General features: G+C 73.7%; 12 protein-coding genes. All 12 read right to left on the bottom strand.

Annotation, left to right across the window (positions count from 1 at the left end; all coding sequences use genetic code 11):
* Window positions 1–41: 41 nt before the first annotated feature.
* Window positions 42–341, bottom strand: coding sequence for a YggT family protein (locus ABT023_RS13200; RefSeq protein ID WP_117668870.1), 300 nt, complete (start codon window positions 339–341; stop codon window positions 42–44).
* 29 nt (window positions 342–370) lie between these two features.
* A complete protein-coding gene (locus ABT023_RS13195) occupies window positions 371–1,081 on the bottom strand; it encodes a cell division protein SepF (protein ID WP_350884917.1) in 711 nt (236 codons plus the stop codon).
* Between the two features lie 188 nt (window positions 1,082–1,269).
* Window positions 1,270–2,016, bottom strand: a complete 747-nt coding sequence (locus ABT023_RS13190; RefSeq protein WP_350884914.1) for a YggS family pyridoxal phosphate-dependent enzyme — start codon at window positions 2,014–2,016, stop codon at window positions 1,270–1,272.
* A 9-nt stretch (window positions 2,017–2,025) separates the two neighbouring features.
* Window positions 2,026–3,141, bottom strand: a complete 1,116-nt coding sequence (gene ftsZ, locus ABT023_RS13185) for a cell division protein FtsZ (protein WP_350884911.1) — start codon at window positions 3,139–3,141, stop codon at window positions 2,026–2,028.
* A 267-nt stretch (window positions 3,142–3,408) separates the two neighbouring features.
* Window positions 3,409–4,191 (bottom strand): cell division protein FtsQ/DivIB, encoded by a 783-nt coding sequence (locus ABT023_RS13180; protein ID WP_350885139.1) that lies wholly within the window; start codon window positions 4,189–4,191, stop codon window positions 3,409–3,411.
* A gap of 32 nt (window positions 4,192–4,223) precedes the next feature.
* On the bottom strand, window positions 4,224–5,693 hold the full coding sequence (gene murC, locus ABT023_RS13175; protein WP_350884908.1) for a UDP-N-acetylmuramate--L-alanine ligase: 1,470 nt from the start codon (window positions 5,691–5,693) through the stop codon (window positions 4,224–4,226).
* Between the two features lie 70 nt (window positions 5,694–5,763).
* Window positions 5,764–6,870 (bottom strand): undecaprenyldiphospho-muramoylpentapeptide beta-N-acetylglucosaminyltransferase, encoded by a 1,107-nt coding sequence (murG, locus tag ABT023_RS13170; protein ID WP_350884905.1) that lies wholly within the window; start codon window positions 6,868–6,870, stop codon window positions 5,764–5,766.
* Window positions 6,870–8,276 carry an FtsW/RodA/SpoVE family cell cycle protein gene (locus ABT023_RS13165; RefSeq protein WP_350885137.1) on the bottom strand — a complete coding sequence of 469 codons (1,407 nt, stop codon included), beginning with the start codon at window positions 8,274–8,276 and terminating at the stop codon, window positions 6,870–6,872. Before ABT023_RS13165 ends, murG begins: the two co-directional genes overlap by 1 nt.
* A gap of 255 nt (window positions 8,277–8,531) precedes the next feature.
* Window positions 8,532–9,668, bottom strand: coding sequence for a phospho-N-acetylmuramoyl-pentapeptide-transferase (gene mraY / locus ABT023_RS13160; RefSeq protein ID WP_350884902.1), 1,137 nt, complete (start codon window positions 9,666–9,668; stop codon window positions 8,532–8,534).
* Window positions 9,665–11,065, bottom strand: coding sequence for a UDP-N-acetylmuramoyl-tripeptide--D-alanyl-D-alanine ligase (locus ABT023_RS13155; protein WP_350884899.1), 1,401 nt, complete (start codon window positions 11,063–11,065; stop codon window positions 9,665–9,667). The genes mraY and ABT023_RS13155 overlap by 4 nt, the downstream gene beginning before the upstream one ends.
* A complete protein-coding gene (locus tag ABT023_RS13150) occupies window positions 11,062–12,624 on the bottom strand; it encodes a UDP-N-acetylmuramoyl-L-alanyl-D-glutamate--2,6-diaminopimelate ligase (RefSeq protein WP_350884896.1) in 1,563 nt (520 codons plus the stop codon). The genes ABT023_RS13155 and ABT023_RS13150 overlap by 4 nt, the downstream gene beginning before the upstream one ends.
* Window positions 12,625–12,676: 52 nt before the next feature.
* Window positions 12,677–14,902: a peptidoglycan D,D-transpeptidase FtsI family protein gene (locus tag ABT023_RS13145; RefSeq protein ID WP_350884893.1), complete on the bottom strand. Its 2,226-nt coding sequence runs from the start codon at window positions 14,900–14,902 to the stop codon at window positions 12,677–12,679.
* Window position 14,903: the final 1 nt, after the last annotated feature.

The following is a 14,903-nucleotide window of genomic DNA, read 5'->3' as shown; positions in this document are numbered from 1 at the left end:
GGGTCAGTTGCGGCCGCGTAGCGGGCTGGGCCTGCGGGTCTTCACCCGAGGATCAGCCGCTTCAACACGAACTCCATCAGCACGAACAGGATAACCAGGAGCACAAGGGAGGCCAGGTCGATGCTCACGGTACCAATTCGCAGCGGAGGGATCACACGCCTCAACGCCTTGAGAGGCGGATCAGTGACGCTCCACACGGATTCCAGTCCCGCCGTCGCCCCCCGCCCAGGCTGCCAGCGGCGGCCGTAGGCGAGCACCGCGCTGAGGACAAACCGGGCCAGAAGAATGATCAGGAAGACATACAGAATCAGGTACAGGACTTGCAGCAGGATCGACAACACAGCAGGCGACGTCCCTCGGTCGGCCGGGGCTAACTCAGGCTGAAGAACCCACCCTCGGCAATCTTGGCCTTGTCCTCTGCGGTGACCTGGACGTTGGCCGGTGAGAGCAGGAACACCCGGTTGGTCACGCGCTCGATCGTACCGCGCAGGCCGAACGCCAACCCGGCGGCGAAGTCGACCAGTCGCCGGGCATCCGCCTCGTCCATCTCGGTGAGATTGATGATCACCGGGACGCCGTCGCGGAAGTGCTCCCCGATCGTGCGGGCCTCACGGTACGTGGTCGGGTGCAGCGTGGTGATCTGGTACCGCTGCTCCTCCTCGACCGGCGCCACCCGCTCCCGGGCCTGCCCCTGCGGGGCCAGGGCCAGGTTCTCCCGGGTGTGGTAGCTCAACGTGCCCGAGCCGTCGCCGGCGGAGTTGCGGGTGATCGACCGGACGCTGGACCGGTCGGCACGCTCGCGCTCGACCCGCTCCGGGCGGTCGGACTCGGCCCGGTCGGTGTCCAGCGCGCGGCTCGCGGAGCGTTCGGTCAGCCGGCCCCGCTCCCCGGCCCGGGGCCGGGGGGCCGGCGGCTCGTCGGCCTCGTCGTCATCGTCGTCGGCGAACTCCTCCGCGTACCGGCCCTGCCGGTAACGCGACTCGCGGTAGCCACCCTTTTCGTAGCCACCGTCGTCGTAGGCCCGCTCGTCGTCCTCCTCGACCAGACCGAGCCAGACCCCCGCCTTGCGCAGTGCACCCATCCCGCGCCCTTCCGTCCGCCATGCGGCACGCGCCCCCGTGCCGTGTCGCTTCTCGCGGGTGGACAAGTGCCCACCGGACCGGAGCGGCAATCCCCGGCCCGCGATTCGCGGTCACGGGCCCGGCCCCCTGACAACGGGACGCCGCTCCTGAAACAACACTGATGTAATTTGCTTCTCTCGCGGTCAGGCTACCGCAGCGTGGAACGCATTCCGAGCAACGCGCTGCCGACGCGGACATGTGTCGCGCCGTACCCGATCGCGGTTTCCAGGTCGCCGCTCATCCCGGCGGAAAGCATGACCGCCTCCGGATGGGCGGCCCGGAACTCCCGCGCCACCTCGGCCAGCCGGGCGAACGCCCGCTGCGGCTCCCAACCCAGCGGTGCCACCGCCATCAGCCCGGCCAGCCGCAGCCCGTCCGTGCCGGCCACCGCCTCGGCCACCGGGTGCAGGCCGGCGTCCGGGTCGGCGGAGCCCGGCAACGCGCCGCCACGGGCCGGGGCGCCGTCGATGCTGACCTGGATCAGCACGTCCAGGGGCCGATCCCGGCCGGCCACCGCCGCGGTGCCCAGCGCCCGGGCCAGCCGGGCGCTGTCGACCGACTGGACGACGTCGGCATACCGGACCACCGAGCGGCACTTGTTGCGCTGCAACTGCCCGATGAAGTGCCACCGCGGCCTCGCCCCGGCGGCGGCCACCTCGGCGGCCTTGCCGGCCGCCTCCTGGTCCCGGTTCTCCCCCACCTCGGTCACCCCGAGCCCGGCCAGGGCCAGCACGTCGGAGGCCGGGTACGTCTTGGTGACCGCGACCATGGTGACCTCGGACCGGGCCCGCCCGGCGACCGCGCAGGCGTCGGCGATCCGGGCCTGGACCTCAGCCAACCCGGCCGCCAGTTCGGCCTGGCGGTCCGGGAGCACGGTCGGCTTCGCGTCGGTCATGGCCGCCGGTCAGGATCCGTTCTTGAGGAAGTCCGGCACGTCCACGTCGTCGAAGAGCACGCGACGCGGCGACTGGGTGGGCGCCGGCATGGTGGTCTGCGGCGTGGCCGGCGGGGTGGGCTGGGTCGGCTGGTTCTGGTTGGACTTGCGGCTCGGCTCGACCGCCTTGTACGCCGGGGTGCCGCCGTCGAAGCCGGCGGCGATCACGGTGACCCGCACCTCGTCGCCGAGCGCGTCGTCGATGACCGCGCCGAAGATGATGTTGGCGTCCGGGTGGGCCGCGTCGGTGACCAGCTGGGCCGCGTCGTTGATCTCGAACAGGCCCAGGTCGGAGCCGCCGGCGATGGAGAGCAGCACGCCACGAGCGCCGTCCATGCTCTGCTCGAGCAGCGGGCTGGAGATGGCTGCCTCGGCCGCCTCGACCGCGCGGTTCTCCCCCCGCGCGCTGCCGATGCCCATCAGGGCGCTGCCCGCGCCGCTCATCACGCTCTTGACGTCGGCGAAGTCCAGGTTGATCAGACCCGGAGTGGTGATCAGGTCGGTGATGCCCTGGACACCGGAGAGGAGCACCTGGTCGGCGGTGCGGAACGCGTCCATCATGCTGATGTTGCGGTCGCCGAGCGCCAGCAGCCGGTCGTTCGGGATGACGATCAGCGTGTCGCACTGGTTGCGCAGCTCGTCTATTCCCGCCTCGGCCTGCACCTGGCGGCGCTTGCCCTCGAACGAGAAGGGCCGGGTGACCACGCCGATGGTCAGCGCGCCGAGCTTGCGGGCGATGTTCGCCACCACCGGCGCTCCGCCGGTGCCGGTGCCGCCGCCCTCGCCGCAGGTCACGAAGACCATGTCGGCGCCCTTGAGGACCTCCTCGATCTCGTCGCGGTGGTCCTCGGCGGCGTTCTTGCCCACGTCCGGGTTGGCGCCCGCGCCGAGCCCGCGGGTCAGCTCGCGGCCGACGTCCAGCTTCACGTCTGCGTCGCTCATCAGCAGCGCCTGCGCGTCGGTGTTGATCGCGATGAACTCGACGCCCTTGAGCCCAACCTCGATCATCCGGTTGACGGCGTTGACGCCGCCACCCCCGATGCCGACGACCTTGATGACCGCCAGGTAGTTGTGCGGAGGTGTCATCTCCGGTCCTTTCCCTTCGAGATTGGCATGGGCCGACCCCACACGGCTTGGCCAGACCAGCGTCGACATCAGCTTGTCCCTGCGAGGCCGAGCTGAACCCTTACCCTCTACTAGAGGCTTACAGTTATGTCAACTACTGATCCTCTTCGGGGCAACGTAAGCGGCCCCACGCCCGGAGCCAAGGACCCGCCCGGCGTGTCGCCGCCCGGAGAGGGCCACGCCTCACTTCCGCCGCCCACCGGCGACCCCGGACCGCTGACCGGCCGGTCACTTGAAGGTGACCACGTCCGGAGCGCTGACGTCGATGGTGTCGGCCTCACGACCGAGCAGGGCCGTGGCCACCCGGGCCTTGTCCGCGCCCCGGGTGGCGTCCCCCCAGACCACGGTCCGGTCGCCGCGCAGCCGCAGGCTGATCCGGGCCAGCCCCTCCACGGACACCTCCACCAGTTGCCCGCGAAGCTGGGGAGTGAGCACGGCCAGCACCTCCAACCCGGCCCGGGTGCCGGGGTCCTCCGGTCCCGGCCGGCCGACCCGCACCACCGGCAGGCCGTCCGGCTGCCGGGGCAGGGACCGGAAGACCACCCCGGAGCGGTCGACCACCGCGAACGCGTCGCCCTGCGGCACCGCCGCCACGGGCGTCCGCTCCACCACCCGTACCACCAGCGTGCCCGGCCAGTCCCGGGTGACCGTCGCCCGCTCCACCGGGGCCAACGTGCCGATCCGCCGGCTGGTGCCGGCCAGGTCCACCCGGGCCAGCGGGAAGTCGTCCGGCACCGCGGCGGCCTCGCGGACCTGCACGGCGCTGACCAGTTCGGCCCCCTCCACCCGGACCTCGCGCACCCCGAGCAGGCCGGTGCCGAAGACCGTCCAGCCCACCAGCGCGGCCAGGGCGAACACCCCGGCGGCCACCGCCCACGGCAGCGCCGCGCGCATCCGGCGCTGCCGGGCCCGGGCCATGAACCGCCGGGTGGACGGCGGCACCGCGTCGGTGCCGGCCCGGACCAGCTGCCAGCGGCGCACCGGCCCTCGCCGACCGCCGCCCGGGTCCACGCCCGCGGTACGGCCGCGCGCCGGACCGGGGCTCATCCGGCGGTGGCCGCCGAGCCGTCCGGATCGACGGCGGCGGTTTCACCGGAGCGGGCCGACAGGGCGTCCAGGAGCTGGTCGCCCATCAGCGAGATCGGCGGCGCACCCATGGTCACCACCACGTCGCCGGGGCGGGCCCGGCGGACCACCTCCACCGGCGCGTCGTCCCAGGAGTCCACGAAGACCTTCCGGTCGGCCGGCAGCGGCACCGCCTCGACCAGCGCGGCCGAGCCCTCGCCCGGCCGACGCAGCTCGCCCGGCCCGAAGACCTCCAGCAGCACCAGCTCGTCGGCGATGCCCAGCGACGCGGCGATCTCCGCCTGGAGGTCCCGGGTCCGGTAGAGCCGGTACGGCTGGAACACCACGATCACCCGCCCGTCGCCGGCCACCTCACGCAGCGTCTGCAACGCCAGGGTCATCGACGTCGGGTGGTAGGCGTACTCGTCGTAGACCAGCACGCCGTCGGCCACACCCTTGCGCTCGAAGCGCCGCCGCACCCCCGGGAACACGCCGAGCGCGGTCTCCGCCGCCTCGACCGGCAACCCCAGCAGGTACGCGGTCAGCACCGCCGAGGCGCTGTTGAGCCCCATGTGCCGCCCCGGGACAGGCAGCCGGATCTCGCCCAGCGAACGGCCGTCCACCTCGGCCAGGTAGCGCACCCCCTGGGCGGACGAGACGATCTCGCTCAGCCGCAGGTCGGCGTCGGGCGCCTCGCCGTACGTGTGCACCCGGCGGCCCTCGGCCCGCAGCGTCTCGGCCAGCCGCCGCCCGCCCGGGTCGTCGGCGCAGGTGACGATGAACCCGTCCGGGTCGGTGAGCCGGGCGAACTCGGCGAACGCCGCCTCCAGGGTGGCCAGGTCGCCGTAGGTGTTGAGGTGGTCCGCCTCGATGTTCGTGATGACCGAGACGTACGGGCGGTAGATCAGGAACGAGCGGTCGCTCTCGTCCGCCTCGACCACGAAGTGTTCGCCGGTGCCGTGGTGCGCCCCGGAGCCGACCTCGGAGATCTCCCCGCCGATGACGAAGGACGGATCGACGCCGGCCTGCTGGAGCACCATCGTCACCATCGAGGTGGTGGTGGTCTTGCCGTGGGTGCCGGCCACCGCCACGGTCCGCCGGCCGGTCATCGCCGCGGCCAGGGCCTCGGAGCGGTGCAGCACCCGCAGCCCGCGCCGACGCGCCTCCACCATCTCCAGGTGGTCCTGCGGGATCGCCGAGGAGTAGACCACGGTGTCGACGCCGTCGAGGTTGGACGCCTCGTGGCGGGAGTGGATGGTCCCGCCGAGGGCGCGCAGCCCGGCCAGCGAAGGCCAGTCCCGCAGCTCGCTGCCGGAGACCGGCAGGCCCCGGGTGAGGAAGAGCCGGGCCAGCCCGCTCATCCCGACCCCGCCGACCCCGATCAGGTGGATCCGGCCCAGGTCCTCGGCGGTCAGTGTGCCGGCCGGGGTGAACTGCGCGGTGTTCATGACGGGTACCTTCCGGTCTCTACGGTCGGCCCGCTCACGGTGCCACCTCTGTTCGCGACGGTCGGCCCGGTCAACGGGCCACCGCCTCGTAGACGAAGTTCAGCAGCGCCTCGTCGCCGTCGCGCCGCCCGTAGGCCGACGCGGCGGCGCCCATCGCGGCGAGCCGGTGCGGGTCGCGGATCAGCGGGATGACGGTGCGCTCCACCCAGGCCGGGGTCAGCTCGGCGTCGTCGACGAGCAGCCCGCCGCCGGCCTCCACCACGGGCAGCGCGTTGCGCTTCTGCTCCTGGTTGCTGTGCGGGTACGGCACGTAGACGGTGGGCAGGCCGATCGCCGCGACCTCGGCGCAGGTCATCGCCCCGCCCCGGCCGAGCATCAGGTCGGCGGCCGCGTAGCCGATCTCCATCTGGGACAGGTACGGCAGGGTCACGTACGGCACCGGCAGGTCGGTGGGGATCGGCACCGGCTCGTTGCGGGCGCCCATCACGTGCAGCACCTGCACCCCGTGCCGGGCCAGCTCCTTGGCCGCCCCGGCCACCGCGAGGTTGATCGAGCGGGCGCCCTGCGAGCCACCGGCGACGAAGAGCACCGGCAGGTCGGGGCGGAGTCCGAAGTGGGCGCGGGCGGCGGCGGCGTTGGCGGCCCGGTCCAGCCCCGCGATGCCCCGGCGCAGCGGCACGCCGACGACCCGGGCGTCGCGCAGCGCCTCGGCCTGCGCCGGCTGGTGCGGGAAGCCCACGGCCACGTTGTCGGTGAACTTCATGCCGAGCCGGTTGGCCACCCCCGGCGGCACGTTGACCTCGTGGATGACGATCGGCAGCTCGCGCCGCCAGGCGGCGAGGTAGCCGGGCACCGAGACGTACCCGCCGAAGCCCACGACCACGTCGGCCCGAACCTCGTCGATCACCCTGCCCGCCTCGCGGGCCGCCTTCCACATCCGGTCCGGGGTGCGGACCAGGCTCATGTTCACCGACCGGGGAAGCTGGTACGCCGGGATCTGCCGCAGGTCGTAGCCGGCCGGCGGGATCAGCTCGTTCTCCAGGCCCTTCGGTGTGCCGAGGCAGGTGATCCGGACGCCCGGGTCGTGTCGGCGCAGGCAGTCGGCGAAGGCGAGCAGCGGGTAGATGTGACCACCCGTGCCCCCTCCGCAGAGCACCACCGAACGCAGCGGACCCATCAGCGTCTCCTCTCGCTCGCCGTCCCGCCCCGGGCCCGAGCGGGCCGGGCGCCACGGGATGCGGCCTGGTCGTCCTCGCGCCGCGCCCGGGACCGGGGTACGGACCCACGGTCCGGCGGTGGCGGCGCCGGACGGCGGCGCCGGCCGGGAAGCGGCGGCAACGGGGCCCAGAGTAGTCGGACCCATCGGGCGGGCGGACGGGCATGCAGGGCTCGGGCCGCGTCGGGTTCCGCGCGGGCGAACGAGGCCAGCATCCCGATCGCCGCCAGGGTCACCACGAGGGCGCTTCCGCCGTCGGAGATGAACGGCAGCGGCACGCCGGTCATCGGCATCAGGCCGATGACCCCGCCGATGTTGATGATCGCCTGGCCGATCAGCCAGGTGGTCGCCCCGGCCGCGGCGAGCCGGCGGAACGGGTCCTCCACCCGCCGGGCGATCCGCAGGCCGGTGTAGCCGAGCACCGCGAACAGGGTGATCAGCACCACGCAGCCGACCACGCCCAACTCCTCCGCGAGCACGGCGAAGATGAAGTCGTTGTGCGCCTCGGGCAGCCAGCCGAACTTGAGGCTGCTCTTGCCGAGCCCGACGCCGAACCAGCCGCCGTGCTCGATGGCGTTGCGGGCCTGGACCGGCTGGTAGCACCAGGTCTCAAAGCACTTCGCCGGGTCGGGCGGGTTGATGAAGACGGTCAGCCGGGCCAACCGGTAGTTCTCCTGTCCCTTGGCCCCGGACCCGGCGCCGAGCGAGGCTGCGGCGACCAGCAGGCCGATGCCGGCCAGCCCGATCACCGACAGCACCGCGAAGACCTTGGCCCGCACCCCGGCCGCCCAGAGCAGCCCGACGACCAGGGCGAGCAGGCAGAGCATGGTGCCGACGTCGTTGTAGCCGACCAGCACGAACAACAGCCCGACCACCGGGAACAGCGGGGTGGCCAGCTCCTTCCACCAGCCGAGCCGGACGCCCTTGCGGGCCAGCACGTCGGCGCCCCACAGCACCAGCGCGAACTTCGCCAGCTCGGAGGGCTGGAGCTGGATGCCGCCGACGTGCAGCCAGAGCAGGTTGGCCTCCAGCGGCCCGACGCGCTGCACCCGGAAGAACGAGTTCAGGGCGAGCAGCAGGTTCAGCAGCAGCAGCAGGGCCACCGCGGCCCCGAGCGCGATCCGGGCGACCGAGCGGTAGGTGCTCGCCGGCAGCCGCTGGCAGACCCAGAACGCCACCACGCCGATCACCGCGAAGATCGCCTGCTGGGTGGCGTCGGCGAAGGCGTTGCCCTCCTCGGCGTAGTTCTTCACGCTGGTGGCCGAGAAGACCATGGTCAGGCCGATCACCAGCAGCAGGCCGGCGCTGGAGATCAGCAGGTAGTACGAGGCCAGCGGCCGGGCCAGCAGGCCGCGCAGCGCCGCCAGCCCGCCCGCGGCGTCCAGGCCGAACCCCGGCGCCGGGGCCGGCGGATCGGCGGTGCGCCCACCCCCCGCCGCCCGCCTCGGAGACGTGTCGGTTGTCGTCGTGCCGGTACCTCGGTCCTCCCCCACCCGCCCATCATGGCGAATGCGACCGGCACGTTCCCGCCGAACGCCGTGGTCGGCGTGTCGGACCGGCGAAAAGGAGGGCCCCCTGCTATCGCAGGGGGCCCTCCGGAGGGCTCAGAGCCGTGGGGCGGCTCAGCCCATCGCCGCCAGGAAGTCGCTGTAGAACAGCCCCAGCGCGATGGCCACGCCGATCCCGGCGATGATCCAGAACCGGACCACGATGTTGACCTCGCTCCAGCCGGCGAGCTCGAAGTGGTGCTGCAGGGGCGACATCCGGAACACCCGCTTGCCGGTGGTGCGGAACGAGATGATCTGGATGACCACCGACATCGTGATGATCACGAACAGCCCGCCGATGATGGGCAGCAGCATGATGGTCCGGGTGGACATCGCCATGCCGGCGATCAGGCCGCCCAGGCCCAGCGCCCCGGTGTCGCCCATGAAGATCCGGGCCGGCGAGGTGTTCCACCACAGGAAGCCGACGCAGGCCCCGGCCGCCGCCCCGGCGATCAGCGCGATCTCCAGCGGATCCCGGACGGTGTAGCAGTAGTTGTTCGGGTTCGCCGTGTACGCCGGGTCGGCGCACCAGTGCCGGTACTGCCAGAACGCGATCAGCGCGTACGCCGCGAGGACCATCACCGACGCGCCGGTGGCCAGCCCGTCGAGGCCGTCGGTGAGGTTCACGCCGTTGGTCGCCGCCATCACCACGAAGATGAAGATGATCACCGCGCCGATCTTGCTGACCTCCAGGACAGGGATGTCCCGGATGAAGCTCAGCGTGCTGGCGCCCACCGTCTCGGTGTTGGTGGCCGCGCCGCTGGCGTCGGTCATGCTGCTCGGGAAGTACAGCGCGACGATTCCGAAGATCGCGCCGACGAGGATCTGCCCGGCGAGCTTGCCCCGCTTGTTGAGCCCGCCGCTGTGTCGCTTGCGGACCTTGAGGAAGTCGTCGATGAAGCCGACCGCGCCGGAGAACACCATGAGGCCCAGCAGGACCAGGGCGGTGATCGTCGGCTCGACCTGGGCGATCTGCGCGTCCGGCAGGGTGGTCAGGGCCAGGTGCCCCGCGACGTACGCGATGACGGTGGCCAGGATGAAGACCACGCCGCCCATCGTCGGCGTGCCCTTCTTGCCCTCGTTGCTGGCGAGCCCGAGGTTCGATCGGATCGGCTGGCCGGCCTTCAGCCGGGCGAACACCTTGATCGCGATCGGGGTGCAGAACAGCGAGACGAGGAACGCCACCCCGATGGCGATGATCACCGCCCTCATGCGGCGGCCCCCTCGCCCGTGGCGTCGACGCGCAGCGCGTCGGCCACCTCCCAGGTGCGGTACCGGGAGCCCTTCACCAGGACGACATCACCCGGTCGCAGTTCGCCCCGCAGCATCTCGACGGCCGCCGCCTGATCGGTGAGCAGCACCGACTCTCCTCCCCAGTCCTCTACCGCTGTCGCGCCCTCATGGATCGGCGCCGCCGGCTCGCCCACCACGAGCAGCCGGTCCACCCCCAGCCCGGCCGTGAGCCGGCCGACCTCCAGATGTCCGTCCCGTTCGTACGGCCCCAGCTCGGCCATGTAGCCGAGCACCGCGAGCGTGCGCCCCCCGCCGCGCATGCCGGCGAGCGCCCGCAGCGCCACCGCCACCGACGCCGGGTTCGCGTTGTACGAATCGTCAATCACCGTCACGCCGTCGGGGCGCTCGAAGACGTCCATCCGACGGGTGGAGACCAGACCCAGCTCGCCCAGCGCGCCGGCCAGCTCGGCCAACGGCATGCCCAGCTCCCGGGCCACCGCGGCGGCGGCCAGCGAGTTGGAGACCTGGTGCCGGCCGGTCAGCCCGAGCCGCACCGGCGCGCTCCCCTCCGGGGTCACCAGGGTGTACGACGCCCGGCCCCGCCCGTCCAGGGTCACGTCCACGGCCCGGACGTCGGCGTGCGCGGCCTCGCCGTAGCGGACCACCCGGGCCCGGGTGCGCCCGGCCATCGCGTCCACGAGCGGGTCGTCGGCGTTGAGCACGGCCAGCCCGTCGGCCGGCAGCGACTCGACCAGCTCCCCCTTGGCCAGCGCGATGTTCTCCACCGAGCCGAACTCGCCGAGGTGCGCCACGCCGACGTTGAGCACCACGGAGATCCGGGGCGGCACCACCTCGCACAGGTAGCGCACGTGCCCCACCCCCCGGGCGCCCTTCTCCAGCACCAGGAACCGGGTGTCCGGATCGGCCCGCAACGCCGTCCACGGGTGCCCCAACTCGTTGTTGAACGACCCGGGCGGGGCCACCGTGGGGCCGAGCCGGACGGTGAGCTGGGCGATCAGGTCCTTCGTGGTGGTCTTGCCGGACGAGCCGGTCAACCCGATCACGGTCAGTTCGGGCAGCCGGTCCACCACGGCCCGGGCCAGCCGGCCCATCGCGTCCAGGGCGTCGGCGACCAGCACCATCGGCACCCCGGGCACCTCCCGGGTGCCGAGCACCGCGACCGCGCCGGCCTCGACGGCCGCGGCGGCGTAGTCGTGGCCGTCGACCTTCTCCCCGGGGAACGCCACGAACAGCGTCCCGGCGGACACCTTGCGCGAGTCGAACTCGACCGGGCCGGTCACCCGGGCGGCCGGGTCGACGGCGAGCAGCCGGCCGTCGACCGCCCCGGCCACCTCGGCCAGCGTCAGCGGTATCACCGCTGACCCGCCAGGTCGCCGAAGCGGGCGCGCAGCGCGTCGGCCAGCTCGGTCCGGTCGTCGAACGGCAGCACCTCGCCGCCGACCTCCTGCCCGCGCTCGTGGCCCTTGCCGAGCACGGCCACCACGTCGCCCGGGGCGGCCAGCCGGACCGCCTCGTCGATCGCCGCCCGGCGGCCGGCCGCCTCGACGATCCGGGCCGGGGCCCCGGCCCCGTACGCCCCGGCCAGCACCTCCGCCCGGATCGCGGCCGGGTCCTCGGTGCGCGGGTTGTCGTCGGTCACCAGCACCACGTCGGCCCCCTGCGCGGCGGCGGCGCCCATCGCCGGCCGCTTGCCCCGGTCCCGGTCGCCGCCGGCGCCGATGACGCAGATCAGCCGCCCGGCGCTCAGCTCGCGCAGCGCGGCCAGGGCGGCCACGATCGCGTCGGTCTTGTGCGCGTAGTCGACCACCCCGCGCACCGGGCCGGTCGTGGAGACCAGCTCCAACCGGCCGGGGACCCCGCCGCAGGCGGCCACCCCGGCGGCGGCGGTCTCCGCGTCCACCCCGGCGGCGACCAGCGCGGCGATGGCCAGCAGGGCGTTGGCCACGTTGTGCCGCCCGGGCAGCGCCACCCCGGCCGGCACGGTCAGCCCGTCGGGGCCGTGGGCGGTGAACCGCTGGGCGTAGCCCTCGCCGTCGACGTCGCCGGCGTACCAGGTGGCGGTCGGGTCGCCGGCGGCCGAGTAGCTGACCGTGGCGGGCTTGAACAGCGGGCGCAGCGCCGGGTCGTCGTGGTTGAGCACCTCGACCGCGCAGCGTCCGTCGAACAGCTGGGCCTTCGCGGCGAAGTAGTCGGCCGAGTCGGCGTGGAAGTCCAGGTGGTCGGAGCCGAAGTTCGTGTAACCACCCACGGTGAACCGCACCCCGCCGACCCGCCCCATCGCCAGGGCGTGGCTGGAGACCTCCATGACCAGCGCGGTCACGCCCCGCTCCCGGGCGGCGGCGAGCATGGCGTGCAGGTCGGTGGCCTCCGGCGTGGTCCGCACGCTGTCGATCACCAGGTCGCCCAGCCGGGTCTCCACCGTGCCGATCAGCCCGGTCACGTGGCCGGCGGCGCGCAGCCCTGACTCGACGAGGTAGGCGGTGGAGGTCTTGCCGGCCGTGCCGGTGATCCCGATGACGGTCAGCCCGGCGGTGGGGTCGCCGTAGACGGCGGAGGCGAGGGCGCCGAGCACCGCGCGGGGGTCGGGCACGATCAGCGCGGGCAGGCCCGCCGCGGCCACCGCCGGGGCGCCGGCCGGGTCGGTCAGGGCGGCCACCGCGCCCGCCGCCGCCGCGCCGGCGGAGAACTCCGCGCCGTGCCGGCGGGCACCGGGCAGCGCGGCGTACAGGTCGCCGGGGCGGACCTCCTGGCTGGCGTGGGTCACCCCGGTCACCGCGACGTCGGCGGCGCCTGACGGCGGCTCGACGGCGAGCCGGTCGGCGAGATCGCCGAGCCGGAGTCCGGTCACGGTACGGGGGCGTGGATTGCCGGGCACGGCGTCAGACCCTACCCGGTCGTCCGGTCCCGACCGCACAGCCGCCCCGGTGGTTCGTCCCCACTCACCGATGATGTCCCCCCTCGCCTGGTCAGCGCGGAAAGACCTCGAACTTGGGCGGCTTGGCCGCCGACGGGGGAACCCGGTACCGGCTGAGGGTGAAGCCCATGATCTCGCGGAAGGCCGGCGCGGCGACCGCCCCGCCGCCGCCCTCCGGACTCCACACGAAGACCGCCACCACGAACCGCGGGTTGTCCGCCGGGGCCATCCCGATGAACGAGCCGACCTCGCCGGGCTGCTGCTTGCCGTCGACGTAGCGCAGGCCGGTGCCGGTCTTGCCGGCCACCTGGTAGCCGGGCACCGCGGCGGCGAGCCCGGTGGCGTTGTCGACCGTGGTGACCGCCTGGAGCATGGTGCGCAGCGCCGCCGCGTTCTGCGGGCTGAGCACCGAGCGGGTGACCGGGGCCTTGCCCGGGGTCCGGCTGCCGTCCTTCCCGTTGATCACCGCTTTGATCAGGTGCGGCTGGACGTAGGTGCCGTTGTTGGCGATCGCCCCGTACGCGGCGGCCATCTGCAGCGGCGTGGCGTCGACGCTGTGCCCGATCGGCACCGACCCGTCCGACGACCCGCTCCACTGCTCGGCGGGGAGCAGCCGGCCACCGGCCTCGCCCGGCATGCCCTCGCCGGTGGGCTGGCCGAGCCCGAAGCGCTTCTGGTAGTCGATCAGCCGGTCCCGGCCGAGCTTGTCGGCGATCTCGATGGTGCCGACGTTCGACGAGTACGCCAGCATCCCGGCGAGGCTCATCTTCTGCCCGTCGGCCGGGTGGGTGTCGCGGAAGACCGTGTCGCCCTTGCGGATGGTGTTGGCGACCGGCAGCGCGGTGTCGGGCGTGACGACGCCCTCCTGGAGCGCCGCGCCGAAGGTGATCGCCTTGTGGATCGAGCCGGGGTCGACCACGAAGCTGGTGGCGGCGTCCTCCCGGTCGGTGGGCGCGCTCTCCTCGTGCTTCGCGACGTTGTACGTGGGGTGGCTGGCCTGGGCCAGCACCTCGCCGGTGGGCGCGTCGAGCACGACGACCGCGCCGACGCTGCCCTGGGCCTTGTCCATCTGGTCCTTCAGCACCTGCTGCGCCTTGAACTGGAGGTCCCGGAGGATGGTCAGCTCCAGCGAGCTGCCCGGCTTGGGCGGGGTGGTGCGGCTGTAGCCGCCCGGGATCGGGGCGCCCAGGTCGCCCTGCCCGGCCTCGTACACCCGGCGGCCGTACTCGCCGCGCAGCAGGTCGTCGTAGCGGGCCTCCAGGCCCTCCAGGCCGACCATGTCCTGGCTGGTGAAGCCGAGCAGGTTGGCGGCCAGGTCGCCACCGGGTACCTCGCGCCGCTCGTCGCGGTGCACGCCGATGCCGGCCAAATCCAGCGCCATGATCTTCTTGGCGGTGGGGATGTCGACGCCGCGCGCCAGGTACTCGAACTGGGACTCGCGGCCGTTGTCCCGGGTGCGCTGCTTCATCCGCCCGGCCAGTTCGGAGGCGGGCAGGCCGAGCAGGGGCGAGAGCGCCCGCGCGGCCGCCGCGCGGTCCTCGACCCGGGTGGGGTCGGCGAAGACGTACCGGGCCTCGACGCTGTTCGCCAGCGGGGCCCCGGTGCGGTCGTAGATCGCACCCCGGGGGGCGGGCAGGTCGACCTCGGTCAGCCGGTCGGCCAGCCCGCCGCCGGCGTACGCCGGGGTGTCGACGGCCTGGAGGAAGACCAGCCGGATGCCGATGGTGGCGAACAGCACGAGGACGAGCAGGGTGCCCAGGCGCAGCCGGCGCCGGGGGTCGGCCAGTCGGGGCGGCTTGCGCGGCTTGCGCGGCGAACGCCGGGCGGTGGGCCGCTCCGGGCGGCGCGGGGCGCGTGGGCCGGGCCGGCGGCGCGGCGGGGGCGGCGCGTCATCGTCGTCGGCCGGGGTGCGGGCCGGCCGGGCCTGGACGGTCCGGATCACCCCGGAGCGCCCGGCCGGAGCGCCCTCCCGCCGGCCCGCGCGGGTCGAGCCGACCCGGCCACCGTCGAGCACCTGCAACGCCGGTCGGAACGGATCGCCGCCGGCCCCGGTTCTGCGGGGGGTACGCCGCTGCTCGGCGCCCCCGGCGCTCGGCCGGCCGAGCGCGCCGTGCTCCTCGCGGATGGTCCGTCCCCGGGGGGTGTACGCCCGCGCGTCGGAGATTCCCCCCACGCCGGGCTCGCCGGCGCGCGGCTCGCCCCGACCGCCGGTGGAGCGCGACGAACCGCGCCGGGACCCCGTGGGGTCCCGGCGCGGCTCCTCCGATCTCGGCGGCACC

The sequence above is a fragment of the Micromonospora sp. NPDC002296 genome (genome assembly GCF_040296145.1).
GTDB lineage: Bacteria > Actinomycetota > Actinomycetes > Mycobacteriales > Micromonosporaceae > Micromonospora.
Note: the sequence above shows the minus strand (reverse complement) of the source record. Positions and strands in the feature narration are given on the sequence as shown.